Annotated in this window: 18 protein-coding genes; 7 read left to right on the top strand and 11 right to left on the bottom strand. The window is 41.3% G+C overall.

Translation table 11 applies throughout. From position 1 onward, the window contains the following. The first annotated feature begins 124 nt into the window (after positions 1 to 124). A complete protein-coding gene (locus EL241_RS03060) occupies positions 125 to 976 on the top strand; it encodes an STAS domain-containing protein (protein WP_036108024.1) in 852 nt (283 codons plus the stop codon). 64 nt (positions 977 to 1040) lie between these two features. Here EL241_RS03060 and EL241_RS03055 read toward each other — a convergent pair whose 3' ends face one another. From EL241_RS03055 to EL241_RS03025, 7 genes are all read right to left on the bottom strand, one after another. Then, on the bottom strand, positions 1041 to 1901 hold the full coding sequence (locus tag EL241_RS03055; protein WP_036108028.1) for an ROK family protein: 861 nt from the start codon (positions 1899 to 1901) through the stop codon (positions 1041 to 1043). A 79-nt stretch (positions 1902 to 1980) separates the two neighbouring features. After that, positions 1981 to 3075, bottom strand: a complete 1095-nt coding sequence (uvrC, locus tag EL241_RS03050; protein ID WP_036108065.1) for an excinuclease ABC subunit UvrC — start codon at positions 3073 to 3075, stop codon at positions 1981 to 1983. Between the two features lie 167 nt (positions 3076 to 3242). Then, a complete protein-coding gene (locus EL241_RS03045) occupies positions 3243 to 3881 on the bottom strand; it encodes an NlpC/P60 family protein (RefSeq protein WP_376701033.1) in 639 nt (212 codons plus the stop codon). A gap of 194 nt (positions 3882 to 4075) precedes the next feature. Beyond that, the gene (locus tag EL241_RS03040) at positions 4076 to 5539 is read right to left on the bottom strand and encodes an MFS transporter (RefSeq protein ID WP_003757885.1); all 1464 of its coding nucleotides are present in this window, start codon (positions 5537 to 5539) and stop codon (positions 4076 to 4078) included. Positions 5540 to 5660: 121 nt separating this feature from the next. Beyond that, positions 5661 to 6404, bottom strand: a complete 744-nt coding sequence (locus EL241_RS03035; protein WP_003757883.1) for an SDR family NAD(P)-dependent oxidoreductase — start codon at positions 6402 to 6404, stop codon at positions 5661 to 5663. Positions 6405 to 6496: 92 nt separating this feature from the next. Beyond that, the gene (locus EL241_RS03030; RefSeq protein WP_003757880.1) at positions 6497 to 7129 is read right to left on the bottom strand and encodes a nitroreductase family protein; all 633 of its coding nucleotides are present in this window, start codon (positions 7127 to 7129) and stop codon (positions 6497 to 6499) included. Next, positions 7129 to 7428 (bottom strand): putative quinol monooxygenase, encoded by a 300-nt coding sequence (locus EL241_RS03025; RefSeq protein ID WP_036108030.1) that lies wholly within the window; start codon positions 7426 to 7428, stop codon positions 7129 to 7131. Before EL241_RS03025 ends, EL241_RS03030 begins: the two co-directional genes overlap by 1 nt. Positions 7429 to 7544: 116 nt before the next feature. On the opposite strand from EL241_RS03025, the gene EL241_RS03020 reads away from it, so the two are divergent. After that, a complete protein-coding gene (locus tag EL241_RS03020) occupies positions 7545 to 7853 on the top strand; it encodes an ArsR/SmtB family transcription factor (RefSeq protein WP_036108033.1) in 309 nt (102 codons plus the stop codon). Positions 7854 to 7893: 40 nt separating this feature from the next. Continuing rightward, positions 7894 to 8493: a short chain dehydrogenase gene (locus EL241_RS03015; protein ID WP_036108035.1), complete on the top strand. Its 600-nt coding sequence runs from the start codon at positions 7894 to 7896 to the stop codon at positions 8491 to 8493. Positions 8494 to 8689: 196 nt separating this feature from the next. On the opposite strand, the gene EL241_RS13725 is transcribed toward EL241_RS03015, so the two are convergent. From EL241_RS13725 to EL241_RS02995, 4 genes are all read right to left on the bottom strand, one after another. Continuing rightward, positions 8690 to 15736 carry an isopeptide-forming domain-containing fimbrial protein gene (locus tag EL241_RS13725; RefSeq protein WP_197721051.1) on the bottom strand — a complete coding sequence of 2349 codons (7047 nt, stop codon included), beginning with the start codon at positions 15734 to 15736 and terminating at the stop codon, positions 8690 to 8692. Between the two features lie 317 nt (positions 15737 to 16053). Further along, entirely contained in the window at positions 16054 to 16770 is a 717-nt protein-coding gene (locus tag EL241_RS03005; RefSeq protein ID WP_003757875.1) for a LutC/YkgG family protein, read from the bottom strand. Then, complete coding sequence (locus EL241_RS03000) at positions 16767 to 18239, bottom strand: LutB/LldF family L-lactate oxidation iron-sulfur protein (protein ID WP_003757874.1); 1473 nt, start codon at positions 18237 to 18239, stop codon at positions 16767 to 16769. The genes EL241_RS03005 and EL241_RS03000 overlap by 4 nt, the downstream gene beginning before the upstream one ends. A 12-nt stretch (positions 18240 to 18251) precedes the next feature. Next, positions 18252 to 18989 carry a (Fe-S)-binding protein gene (locus EL241_RS02995; protein WP_036108452.1) on the bottom strand — a complete coding sequence of 246 codons (738 nt, stop codon included), beginning with the start codon at positions 18987 to 18989 and terminating at the stop codon, positions 18252 to 18254. A 232-nt stretch (positions 18990 to 19221) separates the two neighbouring features. On the opposite strand from EL241_RS02995, the gene EL241_RS02990 reads away from it, so the two are divergent. From EL241_RS02990 to EL241_RS02975, 4 genes are all read left to right on the top strand, one after another. Next, positions 19222 to 20889 carry a peptide ABC transporter substrate-binding protein gene (locus tag EL241_RS02990; RefSeq protein WP_036108454.1) on the top strand — a complete coding sequence of 556 codons (1668 nt, stop codon included), beginning with the start codon at positions 19222 to 19224 and terminating at the stop codon, positions 20887 to 20889. 218 nt (positions 20890 to 21107) lie between these two features. Then, positions 21108 to 21524, top strand: a complete 417-nt coding sequence (locus tag EL241_RS02985) for an SRPBCC family protein (RefSeq protein WP_036103297.1) — start codon at positions 21108 to 21110, stop codon at positions 21522 to 21524. Next, entirely contained in the window at positions 21521 to 21985 is a 465-nt protein-coding gene (locus tag EL241_RS02980; RefSeq protein WP_126320339.1) for a MarR family winged helix-turn-helix transcriptional regulator, read from the top strand. The genes EL241_RS02985 and EL241_RS02980 overlap by 4 nt, the downstream gene beginning before the upstream one ends. Beyond that, positions 21975 to 22400: an EVE domain-containing protein gene (locus EL241_RS02975; RefSeq protein WP_003757863.1), complete on the top strand. Its 426-nt coding sequence runs from the start codon at positions 21975 to 21977 to the stop codon at positions 22398 to 22400. Before EL241_RS02980 ends, EL241_RS02975 begins: the two co-directional genes overlap by 11 nt.

Genomic DNA, 22400 nt, shown 5'->3' with positions numbered 1-22400 from the left:
GTCCGTGCGTTCTTAATTTACCTCTAGCGCCGGCAATTGTCAATATGCTAAATGATCTGCTTTCCGTATACTTTTTACTATTTTTTAGTATACTAATAAGTAGACATATAAAAGGAGGGATTTTGTGTTAACGAACCAACATTTGTACGAATACTTAGAAGATAATGCTCATTCCTTAGCAGACAATTGGATAGAAGCGCTTGATCAAGGTGACAAAGATGATCTTTCTGTCATTTATACAACAGCGCTGATACGGGCTATCCAAACAAAAAACAATGAATTACATGGCTTGTTAGCTCGAACGTTTACAGAAGATGCGGCCAGCTTCCAAAAAGATTTGGACAACTGGCTGAGAACGATCTCAACGGAGATCGAGTACTTGCAGACACCTATTCACTTTATTATTTCCGCATTTTATCGACTTCAAGGAAATTACATAGAAGCGATAAATACATTTTATCAAAGCAACTGTACTTCTTATTCGGCAGAAGATCTATATGCCTGGACCACTTCGATCTACACGCATATGGAAAAAATCATCCTTGCTTTTTTAGAAAAGCAGCAACAATTTGCAGAAAAGCGACTGCGTTCACAGCAAGCAATGATCAATGAATTGAGTTCACCGGTCATTGCCCTGACAGAGTATACTTCTATTTTGCCATTAATGGGCTACTTGGACACAGAGCGGGGAACAAATTTTGCCGATAACGTGTTAGATCAATGTGTGGAAAAACAAATCAGCTGTTTAATGATCGATCTTTCGGCTGTGACAATCGTCAATACGAATCTCGCGCAAAAATTATTTGCTTTGCTGGACACGTTGCACCTCGTTGGAATCGACACGGTTTTGTCTGGTGTTCGTCCAGAAATCGCGCAAACAGCGGTGCAACTGGGAATCGATTTTGATGGGATCACGATCAAAGCGACTTTGGCGCATGCTATTCATGACCGATATGCAGAACTAGGTTATTTATAAACGATAAAAGACTTGAATCACTTCAAGTCTTTTATCATGCACATTCAGGCATTGGAATATTTTTTTACTTTTCAAGAAAGTTAGCCACCGCGCCGATCAGATTGGCATCATTTTTAAAGTGGCAGATCTCAATGATCGGATCAAAATCTGTTAGTTTCATCGCTTCGCAGAACAAGCGCATCCGCCGATCTATCTCTTGCTTCAACCCTGCTTTGGCAGTTACTCCGCCACCTAAAATAATTTTTTCAGGATCGAGCATAAATTGCAGATTATACAATCCCAGTGTCAAAAAGTGATAAAATTTTTCCACTTCGGCTTTTGCTGACTCTTCCCCCGCTTCTGCAAGTGCAAAAACTTCTTCCCCACTGTAAGTTTTCCCCATCGCTATGGAATAGCGTCTCGCCATCGCGACAGGCGTCCCTAGCTCGCTGAAAGTCTTTCCACGATCAAGTACCATAATCCCGAATTCGCCGCCATACAGATGCGCTCCACGCTGTAGCTGACGGTCAATGATCACTCCGCCACCGATACCGCTTCCCGCAACGACCACTAGCACATTTTGATTATCTTTCGCCGCTCCAAGCCAGACTTCCGCAAGCGCCGCACAATTAGCATCGTTTTCCAAGGAAATAGGCATACCAAGGCGCGTTTGGAGAATTTGTTCAAACGCTACTTCGTGGATATAAGGAACTGCGCTGATGCCGTCAATACGCCCACGGCTTTGATCTACTGCTCCGGGAACACTAAAAGCCGCTCCGGTCAGAGTAAAATCGACCCGCATCTGTGCACAGACCTCCTCCAGTTGTGTCAGCATCGTTTCCCAATCTTTCGGGGTGGTGAACTTCCCTTTTGCTTGTAGTTCATCTGCCTCATAAACACCATATTTTACTGCCGAACCGCCAATATCAAAAGCGATGATTCCCATTTGTCCACTCCCTAACTTTTTCTACATTCTATCTCTAGCATAGCAAGCAACAGCAAGGATGTAAACGCTATTATAAAAATTATTTTGCTTCTCTAAGTCCATTAGGGAATTTTTCGAGTAAATGGGCATGCGCATGTAAGGCACTGCTGCTATTTTCGTTAGCAAGATGAACCTGTTCCAGTTTTTTTCCTCGTTTTGGCACTATGATCGGAATACCTAGCGCCGTTTTTAAATAACTTTGATCCAAATCCGCCGGGATAAGTAATTCTTTGGGCAACATGTTGTTGGGCTGCTGATAAAAAGCAATGATCGCTTCTTCCATCGACTGTTGCTGATCAGGTGGGAGGATCCCCCATTTTCTACCGTTGATCGCGCCATTGCGGACGAAAAAGACATGAAAGCTCCGGTACCCGTTCCTTTCACTATAACCGACGATATCCCGGCTGCTGAAATCGCCAAAAATAATATGTTGTTTCTCAACTGTTTCTTCGATTGCCAGAATAATATCCCGCAGTTCAGCTGCCCGTTCAAAATGAAGCGCTTCGATCTGACGCTTCATTTCTACCTTTAGCTGTTGCTTGACCTTCGATGCTTTCCCCTCTAAAAATTGAGTGATCTTCGTGATCTGCTTTTGATACATTTCCGGTGTTACTTCGTGATCACAAGGTCCGATGCAAAGCCCCATTTGATAGTATAGACAAGGCCGGCCAAGCTTCCCCTCACACCGGCAAAGCGGATATAGCCGTTGCAATAGTTCCATAGTCTGCCGCGCGGAATAACGGTTTGGATAAGGTCCGAAGTATTTGGCTTTGTCCGGCTTGATTTCCATTACGATCTCGATGATCGGATTTTTTTCATTGGTGATCTTGATGTACGGATAGCTAGTACCATCTTTCAGCTGAATATTGAAGGGTGGTTTATACGTGTGGATCAAAGACATTTCAAGCAACAATGCCTCTTTTTCGGAATCTGTCACGATATATTCTAAGTCATTGATCAGTCTCACTAAACGAGCCGTTTTCCCGATTTGCGTCTTATTAAAATACGACCGAACTCGCTTTTTCAAGCATTTCGATTTGCCAATGTAAAGAATCTCACCGTTTTCATCTTTATATATATAACAACCTGGCGCTTCAGGTAATATGTTTAATTTTTCTTTCATGAGTGCTTCCATGAAAAAACTTCCTTTCAAAAAACGAATATACGTTCGCAAATATTTTACACCCGGCAATAGGGAAAGTAAAGAAAAACATTCCCAGTTCCGGAAATGTTTCCCCATGCTCTCCATTTAAAAACCTCTATCCTAAACTTCATCTCTGAAATTAGAATAGAGGTCGTTTTTTATTTTAATTCAGCTACGCGTCCGTAACCAGCAATATATTTTTTCCAATAACCGGAAGAAATCTTGCTATATTTAACGCCGCTGTTTTCTGCGTTGATCATTTCGCCAGAACCAACGTAGATTCCTACGTGAGCGATTCCGCTACCATAATTGAAGAATACTAGGTCTCCTTTTTTAAGGTTTGCTTTCTTCACTTTTTTCGCGCTCTTATATTGTTGTTTTGCTGAACGCGGTAATTTTTTGTTTACTGATTTTTCATAGACATAACCTGTATAGCCAGAACAGTCAAAGCTTTTTGGTCCGCGAGCGCCGTATTTATATTTAGCACCTAAGTATTTTTTTGCTTCTTTATTTAAATTACTAAAGGTTTTAGCTTTATATGTAGTCAAGCACTTACCTGAAACATATCCGGTCTTACCTTTGTATGATGTTTTATACCAATTGTTTTTTGTTTTGCCAGTAAATGTTTTTACAAATCCCTTTTTATAAGAACCAATTACTTTCGCTTTTGTATTATCACTTGTGCGAATATTTGCGGAAACAGTTGTAATCATTTTATATTTTGCCGCTGCCTCTACCTTTGTTGACGTTGGCCAGGTGAAAGCACCTATGCTAACGACAATGATAAGCACAGTCATTATTAATTTATTGATCATAAATGCACCCCTTTTTCTAAGAAAACTTTACCAGTTGAACGTTACAGTCATGCAACAATAAAAAGACATTCTTTTTAAAATTTTTTCTGAAAATGAAACATTACGTAACGAAGTGTTTTTTCGCCCGCAAAAAAAGCCCCTAAGTCTTTACACTCAGGGGCTTCCGTTTCATTTGATCAAGATTCATTTTCGTCCATTTTTTCTTTGATATCTTTTGCTTCTTTTCGCCACCATAGCGAATCTTTCGGATTATCGACAGCTTCTTCTACTTCTTCCTCGCTTTCAACAGTTGGCAAGGAGCCTCGTAGCGATTTGCCTGAAGTATCTTTCAACATAAAGGTAATGACGATGATCCCAACAAGGGCGACGAGCATCATGTAAAAGGCTGGCATCAAGCTATTGCCTGTTTTTTCGATCAAGAAGGAAGCAACAAGTGGCGTCGTCCCGCCAAAAATCGAAACAGATACATTAAAGGAGATCGACAAAGCGCGATAACGTACATCAGTAAAGAATAGTGTCGGTAGCAACGACGGCAAGGAACCTTCAAAGCAGGAAAGGAAAAGTGCTAGTAAAAGCAATCCTAAGAAGACCGTGATTGTATTGCCTGCTTGAATCAATAGAAATCCTGGTATCGAAAAGAGTAGAATGCCGACAAGTCCGACTTGGACCACACGCTTATTTCCTACTTTATCACTTAAATGACCTGCTAAGAATACAAATGGTATCATCAGCAACATAACGATCAGCAACATGATCAGACTTTTAGAGTTACCATATCCTAATACCGCATTTAAATGTGATGGCATGTAGGAAAGCAGCATGTAGTTGATTACGTTGAAGAAACAAACGATCACGACACTTACAAAGAGAAATTTCTTATGGTAACGGAAAATATCTTTCAAGCTGACGCCTTTATTTTCCTCGTTGCTTTGTTCTTCTTCCATTTCTTGGAAGGCAGGTGTTTCTTCTAAATTAGAGCGGAGATATAAACCGACTAGGCCAATCGGCGCTGCAATGAAGAATGGAATCCGCCAACCCCATTCGAGCATTTGCTGATCGCCAAGGATAAAGGTGATCAGTGTAACGATACCGGAACCGGCAATATAACCCGTCAGCGTTCCGACTTCAAGTCCACTTCCTAAGATACCGCGCTTTTTATCAGGCGCTGATTCTGCAATAAAGGTCATTGCACCAGAATACTCTCCACCCGTTGAGAATCCTTGTACTAACCGAGCAGCAAGTAATAGGAAGGAAGCCGTGATACCGATCGAATGATAGCTTGGGATAAGTCCGATACACAGTGTGGAGATCGCCATCATGATTATTGTGATCGACAAGACGCGTTTTCTTCCCCATTTATCACCTAAATAACCAAATACGAAGCCACCGATCGGACGCATGATAAATGCGATCGCAAACGTGGCGAATGTGTAAACTAATTGAAGTGTACCTTCTAAATTCGGGAAAAAGACTTTCCCAATAATAACAGCTAGATAAGAATAAATACCGAAGTCAAACCATTCCATTGCATTCCCAAGACCAGTAGCAAAAACGGCTTTCTTTGCTTTGTCCGTGTCAACAATCGTAATGTCATCCGGCTTTATTTTAAATTTTTGTTTTTTTACCTTCTTTTCTTTCATAACAAAATATGCCCCTTTTTAATTTAGTAATGCTTAATTTTACCCCGATTCTCTCTTTCTGAAACTTTTCATGAAAAAAGGACCTGCTGCACGAAGCAACAAGCCCTTGGAAAATATACTGTTAAACAGCTGTATAGCCACCATCGACTACTAAGATCGTTCCGGAGATGAAAGAAGCGTCATCGCTTGCTAAGAAAGCAACGGCATTTGCCACTTCTTCCGGTTTGCCTAACCGTCCCATTGGATGCAAATCGACCAAAGCTTGGCGATATTCGCCTTGCGCTGCCTCAATAAGCGGAGTATCAATATAACCGGGTCCAACAGCATTGACACGTATCCCTTCCTTCGCATAGGTTGCCCCAAGCGTCTGTGTCAACAATTTGACGCCACCTTTAGCAGAAGCATACGCTGTTACGCCAGGTTTACCGGCAAGACTGTGGATCGAACCTGCATTGACGATCGAGCCACCTGTTCCTTGTTTGCGCATTTGTTCGATCGCATATTTATTAGAAAGGAAAACCCCGTTCAAATTGATATCGATCGTACGTTGCCATTTTTCATAGGACAGCTTGTCAATATTGTCATCTGCAGCAATACCTGCGTTGGCAAACATAATATCTAGCTTACCGAATTTTGCTACTGCTTCAGCGATAACATGTTTGACATCCTCCTCTTTCGTTACATCTGTTTTAACAAATAATACATCATACCCAGCTTTGCGAAATGATTCTGCGACACTTTCCCCTTGGTCAGCAAAATCAGCGATCACTACTTTCGCGCCCTCTTTCACAAATTTTTCTGTGGTTGCTTTACCGATTCCGCTGGCACCACCTGTAATGATTGCTACTTTGTCTTTTAATTGCATGTGAAATTCCTCCTTGATTGACTGATTATTCTATTTCTACCCTGATCAAACTAAATTAAAACGCAAAACAATTGCTTTGCGTTTTAACTCATTTATTTCCAAAAAGTAATTTCTTCCGCGGGCAGGCGATAAGATTCGTGGCCTTTACCTACTGCTTTTCCGATTGAAACGACCATGATCGCTTCATAGCGGTCTTTATCAAAGCCGAAAGTATCTAAAACTTCTTCGCGTTCAAATCCGCCGATCGGATTAGTGTCATAACCATACGCACGGGCAGTAAGCATAAGCTGCATTGCTGCCAAAGAGCCGTCGATCATGGCGATGCGTTTTTTCTCAGATTGGGGGATCACTTTATAAAGTGGTTCCAATTTTGCCATTTGCTCGTCTTTTCTTTCTTGAGGCATCAAGCCACGCGTAATTGCTTCGTCAAAAATACGGTGCGCGTTTTCAAAATGTTCCAAGTCGCCTAAAATGACGATCATTGCGGCAGATGTATCATTTTGCAGTTGGTTGAAACGAATTAGCGGACGCAATTTTTCTTTTCCTTCTGCGCTTTCGATGACAACAAAACGCCACGGTTGCATGTTGACAGAAGACGGAGCTTTTACAGTATCATTGATGATTTGTTTCATTTCTTCATTGGAGATTTTTACTTCCGGATCGAATTCGCGAATCGAGCGGCGATTGGAGATAATATCTGAAAAATCATTGTTTACATAGGTCATTAGTTATTTCCTTCTTTCAATGGTTGTAATAAAGTAATTTCTGGATTTGCTTCTAGTAATATGGCACTTTGCTCTGAAAATCCCTTGAAATGCGCACTTTCATTGTGACTTGCTACAGCAGCAGCGTCTTGCCATTGTTCTAACATATAGAAAACGTTTGGTTGATCGACAGCTTTTACAAGTTCATAGCGTACGTTACCTGTTTCTGCAGTAGAGGCAGCAATCAATGATTGAGCTTTTTCTACAAACGTATCGATTTTTTCAGTTTTGACAGTCAAACGTGCTTGGATAAAAATCATTTTGGATAGGCCTTCTTTCCAGTTTATTAGTTCGATTTTCATCGAACTATGTTAATGTAGCATATCTGAAAGTCTTCTGCAAGAAAAAGAAACTGGATTTATGATATGATAGAAATATGGACAATTTATCAGCTTTATCTAAAAAACGATTATTAACTTTTTTCCAAGCTCTTGCTGATCCAATCCGGTTAGACATCTTTTTATGTTTACTGGAAGAAAAACAACGGCGAGTGACGGAAAATAAGTATCATATTTCCAAGTCGACCCTATCCCACCATATCAAAGTTCTCAAAGACGCCAAACTGATTGCCGTTCAAAAAGAGGGTACAACACATATCTACTCGATCCATCCTGATTTCAAAGCTAACCGGGAGTTATTGTTTACCGTTTTAAAAGGCAGGGAAGAAACGTTGTATGAGGAGTAATGGCGTTTGTTGCCGTTATTTAAAGGAAGGATGATAAATAGTGAAAATATTGATTGTTGGGGCAAGTGGAACGATTGGACAAGCAGTTGCCGAAGAACTAGGTGCGAAACATGAAGTCATTCGTGCTAGTAGACATGACGCCGATGTCCATGTCGATATCACCTCTGTGGCGAGCATCGAAAAAATGTATGCGGAAGTAGGTCAAGTAGATGCAGTCATTAGTGCGACAGGCGGCGCACATTTTGCACCCCTTACTGAAATGACACCGGAACTCAATGATGTGGCTATCGAGAGCAAGTTGAAAGGTCAGATCCATCTCGTATTGTTAGGATTAAATGCTCTGAAAGACGGTGGCAGTTTTACATTGACAACTGGCATCATGATGGACGATCCGATTCTGCAAGGTGCTTCTGCCGCTATGGCGAACGGAGGGATCAGAGCTTTCGTTAAATCAGCAGCAATTGAAATGCCGCGCGGAATCCGTATTAATAGCGTCAGTCCAAATGTCTTGCAAGAATCTTTAGGCAAATACGGTGATTTCTTTGCCGGCTTTGAAGCTGTTCCTGCTAAACGTGTGGCGCTAGCTTATCGGAAGAGCGTGGAAGGTGCGCAGACTGGTCAGAATTATGAGGTCTACTAGGGAAGAATTTTAATGGTCAGGCAGGTGGCCTTTTCTTCTATATAATAAAGAAGAGCCGGAGAAGAAAATCGTATTCTTGATTTTCTTCTCCGGCTCTTTGTGTAGACTTTATTCTTATTGCAGATTATGCACACAACTTTTACCTCTGCTTGAAGTAAAGCTGCTAGTCAAATGACTAACAGCTTTGCTCACTTATTTAATCTTGCTTTTTATTAGAAAACCTTCTAGCAGTAAAAATCGCTAATCCTAACGTAAGCATTCCTAGGAGGATCCACCCTGTTTCCGCTGCATCACCAGTATGTGGCAGAATGCCTTTAGCCGGTGGAGCTTTTGGATTCGCTGGTTTCTTTGGTGGGGTTTTTTTGTGTGTTTTTGGTGGTACTGGGTCGCTTGGCACTGGTGGCACCACTGTTGGAATACCAGTATGCTTTACGTCCCCATTATTGTTGAAGTGTAGCTCAGCTTGGTTTTTTATACCTCCATCTTTTATAAATGGCGCCAATTCCTTATCTGTTGCGCTCACTTTGATTTTGGTCGTGATCGTCATCGTATAAGTGTGACCAGCTAGATAGGCATAGCTACCGTTTTTCTTCTTGATTTTGAAAATGACGTTATTGTTTTTCTTCGTTAATGTTCCGTTCGCCATTACATTCTTTCCATTTTCATCAACAATTGTGATTTTGGTAATATCTAAAACTTTATTGACTTTGTCGCGAATACTAGCCTGCTTCCAGCTTGCTGTTGTATTTCCAAAACTTGCTTGGATATGCCAATCAAAGGATTGGTTGCGGTTTGTCAGTTTTAAATGTTGTTTTTCTTCTATATCCTTTTTGATATTTGGATCTTCATTTGGTGGGACTACCGTCGGGATCTCTGAATGTTTCACATCCCCGTTGTCCCCAAAGTGTAAGTCTGCTTGGTTCGGGATTCCTCCGTCTTTTATAAACAGCGCTAATTCCTCATCTGTCGTGCTCGCTTTGATTTTCGTCGTGATCGTCATCGTGTAGGTGTGACCAGCTAAATAGCTGTAGCTGCCGGCTTTTTTAGCTAGTTCGAATTTGATCTTGTTGTCCGCTTTCGTCAATCTTCCGTTCGCTGTTACGTCTTTTCCAGTTTCATCGACGACTTGGACATCGCTGATGTCAAATACTTTATTGATTTCGTCGGTGATGCTAGCTTCCTTCCAGCTCGCGGTCGTATTTCCAAAGCTTGCTTGTACGTGCCAATCAAAGGCTTGATCGCGGTTCGTTAAATCTAGGTGTTGTTTTCCTGCTATATCTTTGTGGATATCTGGATCTTCGTTTGGTGGGACTACCGTCGGGATTTCTGAATGTTTCACATCACCGTTGTCCCCAAAGTGTAAGTCTGCTTGGTTCGGGATTCCTCCGTCTTTTATAAACGGCGCCAATTCTTCATCTGTCGTGCTCGCTTTGATTTTTGTCGTGATCGTCATCGTGTAGGTGTGACCAGCTAAATAGCTATAGCTGTCGGCTTTTTTAGCTAGTTCGAATTTGATCTTGTTGTCCGCTTTCGTCAATGTTCCGTCCGCTGTTACGTCTTTTCCAGTTTCATCGACGACTTGGACATCGCTGATGTCAAATACTTTATTGATTTCGTCGGTGATGCTGGCTTCCTTCCAGCTCGCGGTCGTATTTCCAAAGCTTGCTTGTACATGCCAATCAAAGGCTTGATCGCGGTTTGTTAAGTCTAGGTGTTGTTTTCCTGCTACATCTTTGTGGATATCTGGATCTTCATTTGGTGGGACTACCGTCGGGATTTCTGAATGTTTCACATCACCGTTGTCCCCAAAGTGTAAGTCTGCTTGGTTCGGGATTCCTCCGTCTTTTATAAACGGCGCCAATTCTTCATCTGTCGTGCTCGCTTTGATTTTTGTCGTGATCGTCATCGTGTAGGTGTGACCAGCTAAATAGCTATAGCTGTCGGCTTTTTTAGCTAGTTCGAATTTGATCTTGTTGTCCGCTTTCGTCAATGTTCCGTTCGCTGTTACGTCTTTTCCAGTTTCATCGACGACTTGGACATCGCTGATGTCAAATACTTTATTGATTTCGTCGGTGATGCTAGCTTCCTTCCAGCTCGCGGTCGTATTTCCAAAGCTTGCTTGTACGTGCCAATCAAAGGCTTGATCGCGGTTTGTTAAGTCTAGGTGTTGTTTTCCTGCTACATCTTTGTGGATATCTGGATCTTCGTTTGGTGGGACTACCGTCGGGATCTCTGAATGTTTCACATCGCCGTTGTCCCCAAAGTGTAAGTCTGCTTGGTTCGGGATTCCTCCGTCTTTTATAAACGGCGCTAATTCCTCATCTGTCGTGCTCGCTTTGATTTTTGTCGTGATCGTCATCGTGTAGGTGTGACCGGCTAAATAGCTATAGCTGTCGGCTTTTTTAGCTAGTTCGAATTTGATCTTGTTGTCCGCTTTCGTCAATGTTCCGTCCGCTGTTACGTCTTTTCCAGTTTCATCGACGACTTGGACATCGCTGATGTCAAATACTTTATTGATTTCGTCGGTGATGCTGGCTTCCTTCCAACTCGCAGTCGTATTTCCGAAGCTTGCTTGTACGTGCCAATCAAAGGCTTGATCGCGGTTTGTTAAGTCTAGGTGTTGTTTTCCTGCTACATCTTTGTGGATATCTGGATCTTCGTTTGGTGGGACTACCGTCGGGATCTCTGAATGTTTCACATCACCATTGTCCCCAAAGTGTAAGTCTGCTTGGTTTGGGATTCCTCCGTCTTTTATAAACGGCGCTAATTCCTCATCTGTTGTGCTCGCTTTGATTTTTGTCGTGATCGTCATCGTGTAGGTGTGACCAGCTAAATAGCTGTAGCTGCCGGTCTTTTTAGCTAGTTCGAATTTGATCTTGTTGTCCGCTTTCGTCAATGTTCCGTTCGCTGTTACGTCTTTTCCAGTTTCATCGACGACTTGGACATCGCTGATGTCAAATACTTTATTGATTTCGTCGGTGATGCTAGCTTCCTTCCAGCTCGCGGTCGTATTTCCAAAGCTTGCTTGCACATGCCAATCAAAGGATTGATCGCGATTTGTTAAGTCTAGGTGTTGTTTTCCTGCTACATCTTTGTGGATATCTGGATCTTCGTTTGGTGGGACTACCGTCGGGATCTCTGAATGTTTCACATCACCATTGTCCCCAAAGTGTAAGTCTGCTTGGTTTGGGATTCCTCCGTCTTTTATAAACGGCGCTAATTCCTCATCTGTTGTGCTCGCTTTGATTTTTGTCGTGATCGTCATCGTGTAGGTATGACCAGCTAAATAGCTGTAGCTGCCGGTCTTTTTAGCTAGTTCGAATTTGATCTTGTTGTCCGCTTTCGTCAATGTTCCGTTCGCTGTTACGTCTTTTCCAGTTTCATCGACGACTTGGACATCGCTGATGTCAAATACTTTATTGATTTCGTCGGTGATGCTGGCTTCCTTCCAGCTCGCGGTCGTATTTCCAAAGCTTGCTTGCACATGCCAATCAAAGGCTTGATCGCGGTTTGTTAAGTCTAGGTGTTGTTTTCCTGCTACATCTTTGTGGATATCTGGATCTTCGCTTGGTGGGACTACCGTCGGGATCTCTGAATGTTTCACATCACCATTGTCCCCAAAGTGTAAGTCTGCTTGGTTCGGGATTCCTCCGTCTTTTATAAACGGCGCTAATTCCTCATCTGTCGTGCTCGCTTTGATTTTCGTCGTGATCGTCATCGTGTAGGTGTGACCGGCTAAATAGCTATAGCTGCCGGCTTTTTTAGCTAGTTCGAATTTGATCTTGTTGTCCGCTTTCGTCAATGTTCCGTTCGCTGTTACGTCTTTTCCAGTTTCATCGACGACTTGGACATCGCTGATGTCAAATACTTTATTGATTTCGTCGGTGATGCTAGCTTCCTTCCAGCTCGCGGTCGTATTTCCAAAGCTTGCTTGTACGTGCCAATCAAAGGCTTGATTGCGATTTGTTAAGTCTAGGTGTTGTTTTCCTGCTACATCTTTGTGGATATCTGGATCTTCTGCGTTTACGACCACTCCAACACGTTCTGGTTCTACTACTTGCAAATTATTAGAGGCATAAGCAAAAGAATTCCATGCTGCGCGAGAATTTTCCGGTTTTGTAGCGTCTGTTAAGTCTTTGTTTAAGTTTTCAGGTGCTTTCATCATGAAATCAAGTGTGATGTTATCACCAGAAACAAATTCTGCATTATCTTTTAGCGTGACTTTAAAGCTATGGATTTTGCTCCAATCCATGACTCCCGTCGCTTCCATCCAATTAGGGGCTTCTGCGCCGGCAGGATCTTCCATTTTTTCAGAAGTATCTGGGTAATCTACGTTGGCAACTAGATCTGCGCGGCTTGGATTTGTTGCTGTACTATATTGAATCGTTACCCTATCTTCCCAGTTTAATGGCGAGAGGATCGGACCAGTTAATTTTGGTGTGAATTGACTGCCCCGAGCTAGGTTATCTGTGATACCTAAATCGCCAACTGAAGGCAGTACATCCATCATTACCATATCGGAAATTGGACTTACACCATTGTTTGTCAATTGTAATTGATAGGCAATTTCACCACCTGGTGATGTGTGCCCCATTTTGCTATAAGCTGTGTCTAAATCACCTTTTACTAACTTAAAAGTACTGATCTGATCTTGGCGAGTTAGGTAATATTGATTCCCTGTTTTAACGCGTTGCTGGTCTGTAACGTTATCACCATTGATATCATCACTATCTGTTTCTTTGGTCGAATCAGTGATATTGTTACCAGAATTGCTTGGTACATTAAAGTCTGTGTTTCCAACGAACGCGTATGCTTCAGGTATAAGCTTAGTCGGTGCATTCGGTGCAATGATTATGTTAAACGAATAGCTGAGTAATTTACCTGATGGGATTTTCGAGATATCGTCATTCCAATTTATACGTATTAACTGTCTCCCTGTGCCTTGATAGTCTGAGTTGATAATCTTGATAGAACCAAATTCTTTATTTGTCCCAGAATCCGTTTTTGCTCCCCAATCATCGATGTTTTTCAATTGAAACTCGGGGTTGTTTGGATCTACGGTTACTCCTTTTGGTAATAAGACCGCTTCTTCAAAAGGTCCAACTAAAGCTGTAACCGATGAAGAATCATTTGTTAAGGAACCGGTCAATCTATTTGATCCGCTTTTCACTTCGCCTGCATTATTCGTATCAAAGCGAACTGTATTTTTTAAAGTCGGTAAGGAATCTGGTGGTACTGGTATGATAGTAGCTGTTCGATAGCCTGTAAATGTATTTACATCATTTGTTTCAGTATCGTTATTCCAAGAAACCTTATCGCCTTTCTTATCATATCCTTCTACATTATAGTGCACATGATTTGTTACTTTCCCTGTATAGCCTTTTTCCACTTCAAAACGTGGATAAGCAAAAGGAGAATATAAACCTGCTGGTGCATATGTGTGATTGAATCTGATTTGACTTACTTTATCATCTTTGCTTAATCCTAGCTGGGAACGAGTCAAGTGCTTTCCTAAATAAGCATAATCACTTAGTACCTTACGTTCAGTACCATTTACTGTTAAATAAATATCTGCTCGCGGTTTCAAAGGAATAACACCGTTCCCTGGAATTCCCCAGTCTGGTTTAAAGTTGGCCCATCCGGAGAAATTCAAAGCTTCAAGATTCAGATGCGAATCCACATCATAAATAATTTCATACTTGTCAAAATCTTTCTCATAACTATTTGCTGCATTTGCACCAATAGTGATAGTGAAAGTTAGTAAAGCAGTGTCATAAACTTTTGGATCGGGGTTATTGTAATTGAACGTTCCCCCTGCATTACCGATACCATCGATTGGACCGCCATGATTAGGTGGTACTAAAGTGCCTCCCGGAGGTACTTTGTTTGGATCGCTTATGCCAGCATACACAGAAGCAGAAGCATTGTTTACAATCGGTTGGTCGGAAACATCTGTAGCAGATGTACTGACTTTATTGGTGAATTGTTGCATGTTTTCGATATCATCATTAAATTTCACCGTAACTTCGATTTCTTTGTTGAATAATGGGTCGCCTGCTGTTGCTGCTTTTTGATCAGCAATAGTTGGTGCATCGAATTCCCATGTGATGGTGCGCGTTGCTGCATCATATTTACCACCTGAATTATCGCTTTGATAAGTCATGCCTGCTGGAAGTGTATCTACAGTTTTGATTTTACTTCCGGATTTAAAGTATAAAAGCCCTGTTTCTTTTTTATCTGCATTTACTTTGATTTTCCATACACCTAGATCCCCAGCCGATGGTGGATCTATTTTTGTTTTTCCAGCAGAATCTATCGTTTGAGCATATGTCTTGCTTGATGCCAAGCTAGAAGCTGCATTTACTTTGACAGTTGCGTCATCTGTTGCAGTTCCTGTATAGTTATCTGCTGTAAAAGTTGCTTTTACAACTAATTCTGTATTATTTTTAGTGGTTCCATTCTCTGTAGGAATTTTAATAATTACTTTGTATGCTTTACCTGATGCAAGTTCATCGAAATGATATAGCAATTGTTGTTTGGTACGGTCATACGTTGGTACAACTCCCGCTATTTTCAATTCTGTCAAGTCTTGCTCAAGATTTGCATTGGTTGGTAATTGAACCGCAATATCAGCATTTTTGTAAGATGTCTGACTGCCGGTAACTTTGAAATTCAAAGCGAAAGGCGCATCTTGACCGGAAGAGATACTTGCTGTTTGAGGAGCAACATCGATATCGACATTTACATTCCCTGAAAATAATGAGATCCCTCCAGCTTTTTTGGTCTTCGTTGTCGATTTACTTTGTATACTAATATTCAGCGGCTCCATTGCAACTTTTTCATGCTCTAAAATTGCTTGTGCATGAAATACATAGTTTGCTGCAACATCTGCTTGGAAATAAAGACCTATCGATTTATCTTCTGTTTTATCTTTCCAAACAACATGCAGTTCTCTTTTCTTAGTATCGTATGTTAGTTTGTCGACTTTTGCCTTGTCTTCTGCATTTTTCACCCCATGATATTGCATATCTCGTGGCACATCTATAATCGCTTCCATGCCTTCCGTTTGTGTTAAGGTGAATTCCATCTTCGCTCCTACTTGATGATCTGTACTGACGGGAATTAATGTCAGTGGGTTGTTTTTCGTTGTGTCATTAGCAGAAACTGCTTGTGCACTTATAGGAGAAAGTAAACTTTGTAGGCTTACGAATAATGTTACTATGATCGCTAAACCTTTTTTCATATATTTTTGCCCTCCCGCATTTTTAAATATGTTCTGTAAATCACTTTCCAACTACGGAACATCGTAAGATTATCAAACAAATTTAACTTTGGGAACGGATTTTTGTAATATAAATTATTTTTAACGGGAAGTAGACACATTTTTGTCACATTCTTGCATATTTATTGCTATTTTTCTCAAAAAAAATTATATTTCCACCTATTTTAGGCTATCTTTTTTCCATTATTGCTTTGAAATGAAAAAATGACTGCTCCAAATTTGGAACAGTCATTTGTCATTATTTAACTTTCATCTAACCAAGAGTTACTTTTTATTTTTCACTTATCTGTCACTATGACGTACGTCACCGCAATTGGTCCGTGCACGCCTACAACCAATTGCATTTCGATATCGCCAGAATTGGACGGACCGGAAATGAAATTGATGGAAGATCCATAGGTTTGCCCCGTGTTTGTCTGTTCATCATAATATTTAGCTGCCTGTGTTGAACGGGGCACAATAACGGATTTCGGAATGATCGCGATATATTTTTCCGGCAAGAAATGGAAAGAGCGGCCTTGGTTCGGGCTGGATTCAACTACTACAGTCCCACTCTCTGCTAATAAAAATTCTGCGAAAGCAATACCGATATTGGTATCTGCCGCTGTATCGATATTTGTTTTCCGATTCTCGTCGCCAGCTTTCCAGATTTTCACCTCGCAATTCGGCACGGCGTTTTCCAAGAAAGGATTAAGCCCAAATTGAATAAAGCGTTCATCTTGCGCTACCATGACTTTGCCATTTTGATAGTATTCTAAACGTTTCGCCAAGTCAGCAGACAAATGTTCGGAAGTCGTTTCGATCACATCAGTGTGAATCGTTTGGCATGCTTCTTTGGCGATTTCTAATAATTCCGTTTGGTTCTTATCTTGTAGCGTTTCTTCCACTACCGTATGAAGATAAGGCGGTCGTTCTACTTTTTCCGTCCGGCGCTCGCGACCTAGTTTTGCGGCGATATTATTTAGAAAAGCTTCCTGGTTTGGATTGGAACTCATTTCGATTTCCCTCCTTGCTCGTGCTTTTTGTACCAGTTGCGGAAGTTGTCTTTCGCTTTTGGTGGCCTTGGCAAATCGCGGACGGAGGTCCATCCTTTGATCATTCCTACGCCACCAGTCACAAACCCGCCGAATTGATACATGTTTTCGATCGCGTAATCTTGTTTGACACCAAACACTTTGACCCCTGCATGGGCAAACTTGAGTGCTTGCTGGAACATAAATGGCGAGCCGGTTGCTTTGGCGATAAATTTCATTTGCTGATTTTCAAAGCCGTGCTTCATTTTCAGCTCGTCCGTCATAACGCGACGATGCGCGATCAATAGTTCATGAAGCGGAATTTTGACTGGGCAGGTTTCTGTACAAGCCCCGCATAAACTGGAAGCATACGGCAACTCGCCGAATTGTTCGTAACCACCTAATACCGGCGATAACACAGCACCGATCGGGCCGGGATAAATCGATCCGTAGCCATGACCGCCGATCGTCCGGTAGATCGGACAGACATTCAAACATGAGCCGCAGCGGATACATTGCAAGACCGATTGAAATTCTCCACCAAGAGCATTAGAGCGATTGTTATCCAAGATCACGACATGAAAATCTTCGGGGCCGTCCGCTTCTGCTGCTTGTTTTGGTCCGGAAAAAGTAATATAGCTAGTCAAGCTTTGACCGACTGCGCTACGTGATAATAGGTTATCCATGATCTCCGCATCCTGCATGGTCGGGACGATCCGTTCCATTCCCATCAAAACGATTTGCGTATCCGGGATACTTTCACAAAGATCAGCATTTCCTTCATTCGTTACTAAGTTCACCATTCCATTGTTAGCGACCGCAAAATTACAGCCTGTAATCCCGATATCCGCCTCTAAGAAAAATTCGCGCAGTACTTTTCTGGCAAACCTTGCCATATGCACCGGTTCATTATCACCATCATAACCGAGTTTTTCTTCAAACACTTTACGGATCTGCTCCCGATTTTTATGTATATCAGGAAAGACGATGTGGGAAGGTTCATCCCAATCATCCATTTGCAAGATAAATTCTGCCAGATCGGTCTCCATTACGGAAACTCCATCTAGTTCTAATAATAGTTTATCAAGATCGATCTCTGTTGTTACCATGGATTTTGATTTGACGATTTTTTTTGCTTGTTTTTGTTCGACTACGGTTTTCACATAATCCGTTGCTTCTTTTTCCGTTTGTGCAAAAAAGACCGTTCCGCCATTTTTTACAACGTTTTTACTAAATTCTTCGAGATAGTAATCGAGATTTTCTAGCGTATGCTGTCTGATTTGCTCGCCTACTTCGCGCCATTCTTCCCAATTTCCTAATTTTTCCCGCGAGGCTTCCCGTTTTACCCATTGGTCATCTTGTGATTTAGCCACAGCTTTACGCATAAAGCTGTCTTGGATTCCTTCTTCCACGCGTTCTTGAAAGGGTTTTGTGCTTGTACTAAGTCCCATGATCTCTCCTCCTTAAAGTGCTACTTCGCTTTGAACGCCGCTGTTCAAGACTTCGGCAATGTGCATGATCTTGATTTCTTTTCCCAAGCGATTGAATTTTCCACCGATATTCATTAAACAACCCATGTCGGCGCTGATCAAGATCTCTGCATCCGTTTCCACGATATCTGCTACTTTTTCGGAAACCATTTGTTCCGAGATCTCTGGCATTTTGACGGAGAAAGTTCCGCCGAATCCACAACAATTTTCCACATGCGGCAAGGCGATCATTTCCAAACCTTCTACTTCTTTTAATAATTCAAATGGTGCCTCGCGTTCTCCCAAGATCCTCGTCATATGACAAGAACGGTGATAGGTCGCTTTTCCCGCTAATTTTGCGCCTACATTTGTCTTCCCTAATACACGATAAATAAATTGGCTGAACTCATACGTTTTCTCGCTCAATTCCTTAGCAGCCTCGGCATATTCGGGGTCATCTTTAAAGATCTCCGCATATTCCCGCATCATCCCAACGCAAGAACCTGATGGTCCGACCACATATTCCGAATCTTTGAATGCTTCGAGCTGGTTGATCAATGTTTTCCGAGTATCTTCCATGTAACCGCTGTTATAAGTGGGTTGCCCGCAGCAGACTTGCGACTCTGGAAAATCCGTTTCACAGCCAAGCCGTTCTAAGCATTCCACCATTGCGATCCCAACATTCGGAAACATCATATCGACTAAACAAGTTGAAAAAATGCTGACTTTCATTTCATACGCCTCCATTATTTTTTTACTAAGTTGTTAAAACAAAGTCATTTTCGCCTCCATTTTAGCACAAATACGACTTACTTTCTAATAAGCATAAATACTAAATTATATCGTTATCGTTTGATAACAATTATTAAATGGTAATTACTCATTAGCAGATTTTAAAGTTGACTAATTTACTATGAATTATTATACTTAACTTACATTTAATTAGTTAAGGAGAAAAAATACTATGAACTTATTCAAGAAAGTCGCGCTTTTATCTTTGCTCACACTCTCATTTGCCCTATTACTCGCTGCCTGTGGTCAAAAAAGCAGTGATACTTCTTCCAGCAATAATTCCACTGCTTCCAAAAAAGTTAATTTCCTTGAAACGAGTGAATTACTTACTTTAAACACGACGGATGAAGAGGATTTCACAAGTTTCACCGCTCAAAATCAAGTCTTCGAAGGGCTCTACGGCTTAGATAAGAAAGATAATTTTGTTCCTGCTGTCGCTGACGGCATGCCGAAGACAAACAAAGCCAAAACGGTTTACACAATCAAACTGAAGAAAAATGCAAAATGGTCCGATGGTTCGGCTGTTACTGCGAATGATTTTATTTATGCTTGGCGCAGAGCCGTTGATCCGAAGACTGCTCCTGGCTATGCTTCTCTATTCAAAGATTCTATCAAGAACGCAACAGCGATCAATGATGGGAAAATGCCGGCTGACAAGCTTGCGGTCAAAGCTCCAGATGATCATACGCTTGTCATCACACTGAAAAAACCCGTTCCATACTTTATTTCACTACTGTCATTTGAAACGTTCTTCCCCGAAAAACAAGCTTTCGTGGAAAAACAAGGCGATAAATATGGTACGGATGCGAAACATACACTATATAACGGACCTTTCGTAATGAAAGAATGGAAAGGTAATACTAGCAAGGAATGGACATATGCAAAAAACGAGCACTATTGGGATAAGAAAAACGTACAAGTAGGCGAGATCCACGTGAGCGTTGCAAAAGACATCAACGCTGGCGTCAACCTATTTGAAACGAAAAAAGCAGATCGTGCCCCACTTTCCGGCGATTATGCCAAGCAATATAAAAATCGCAAAGACTTCCAAACGGAAAACGATGCCTTGATCAGCTACCTACGTTTCAATCAAAAACGCAGTGGCAAAAAAACACCACTGGCAAACAATGATCTACGCCATGCGATCAGCTTAGCAGTCGATAAAGACACCCTTACAAAACAAGTATTAGGCGATGGCTCTTTTGCAGCCAACGGGCTTTTACCGAAAAACTTTGTTCAAAACCCTAAAACAGGAGCCGATTTCCGTAAAGACAGCGGCGATCACCTTGTTTACAATAAAGCAGAAGCGAAGACATATTTCGCCAAAGCTCAAAAACAATTAGGTAAAAAAGAAATCACGTTAGATTTGCTTGGCGATGACCAAGATACAACAAAAACGATCTTCGCTTATATCAAAGATCAATTGGAAAATAATTTGCCAGGCCTTAAAATCAATGTCCGCAATATCCCGGCAAAAACAGCTACTCAGTTTACACGTGACGGCAACTATGACATGTCTCTAAACGCTTGGATGCCTGACTTCAAAGACCCATGGACTTATAGCAGCTTGTTCTTATCGGATTACTACAACAACTCGATGGGCTACAGCAGCAAAGCTTATGATAAACTAGTCAACTCTACAGAAACAACACTGGCAACCAAACCGGAAGCTCGCTGGGATGCTTTCGTTAAATCCGAAAAAATCCTACTGGACGATGATGCTGCGATCTTACCACTTTATCAAAGAAAAACAGCTGTCTTGCAAAATCCGAACTTGAGCGGTGTTCAGAAACATGCTTTTGGATCACCTTATAGTTATAAGTATATTCGGTTGAAATAAAACAACTCGTTCTTCCTAGATATATAACTAAACAGAGCAGCCTCCAATAATGGGGGCTGCTTTTGTATATTCCTTCTAAATGAAAAACTGTCTCTCTTATTTACATTTTAGAAATTCTTTCTATGATCAGTATTCAGTTTTTTTCTGTTTTTAATTGACTTATCAATAATAAGCATTTATATTATAAGTATACTTACAATAAGAAAGAAGGATATTTAATGAAACTAACATTTGAATTAAGCACTGACTTATCCCCCCAAAAAATCTGGCCAATGTATGCGGAAATAACAAATTGGTATAAATGGGAATCTGATTTAGAAAGTATTTCGCTGGAAGGTGACTTTGCAACAGGTACATATGGCCAAATGACTCTACTAGGTCAGCCTCCTCTAAGGTTTGAATTGACTGAAGTACGGGCGGATAAAAGTTTTTGCGATAAAACAGTGATTCCAAAGCTTGGCGATTTGTATTTCTATCATGAATTAATTCTTAGAGATGGACACACCTCTGTTCGTCACTCTGTCGAACTTATCCCGATTGAAGGATTGGATCTTCAGAAAGGCCTCGATTTTTTACAGCAAGTATTTGCTGATGTCCCTGCTTCTGTCTCTCAACTAGTAGAGGCCTCCAGATGAATGAATTCCCTTCACATTTCCGAGAAAATGCAGACGCATCCATTGGTTTCTCTTTTATCCGGGTCTATAACTTATGGCACAGGAAAATAAAATCTGAACTTCAAAAAATCGAGCTTACACATCCACAATTCGTTATTCTAGCAACACTTGGCTATTTGGAACAATTTAATGCAGAGATCACCCAGATAAATATTTCTCAAAATGCTGATATGGATGTAATGACAGTCTCAACCATCTTAAAAAACATGGAAAACAAACAATGGATCATACGCTTCCCATCTGAAAAAGACACACGAGCCAAAGCCGTTTCTTTAACGGAAAAAGGTTCCGAAAAATTAGCAGCAGCTTTACCTGTAGTGGAAAGAATCGATAGCCAATTTTTCGGGAAACTAGCGGAAAAACAAATGGAATTCAATCAGTTGCTTCATATATTTCTAGAAGGAGGAACTGATGATGACTAAATATTGGGTCGGAGTTGCGAGCAAGAACCATGTAGAGCTTGGTGTCGATGGCGGCTTTTCTCAGCTCTGTCATGGAAAACACGCACCACTTGTCAGAATGAAACCTGGAGATTTTATCTTTTATTATGCTCCCAAAGTATCCCTTGAAGGAAAGGAATCTTATCAAAGAATCATTGCGCTAGGGAAAATCGTAAGTGAGAAACCCTATCAAGTATCAATGGGTGAGGATTTCCACCCTTATCGCAAGGATGTTTCTTTTTACCACCCAGAACGTGAGGTTCCACTTTCTGAACTAAATCAATTAGCAGAGTGGATAGAAGTGCGGCCAAGGCTACGTTACGGACACTTTGAAATCTCAAAAAGCTTATTTCAAGCAATTGGTATGCTGATGTTTCCGTCAAAAAAAGAGAAGTAA

The organism is Listeria grayi (genome assembly GCF_900638015.1).
In the GTDB taxonomy this organism is placed as follows: domain Bacteria; phylum Bacillota; class Bacilli; order Lactobacillales; family Listeriaceae; genus Listeria; species Listeria grayi.
This window is presented reverse-complemented; position numbering and strand designations above follow the sequence as displayed.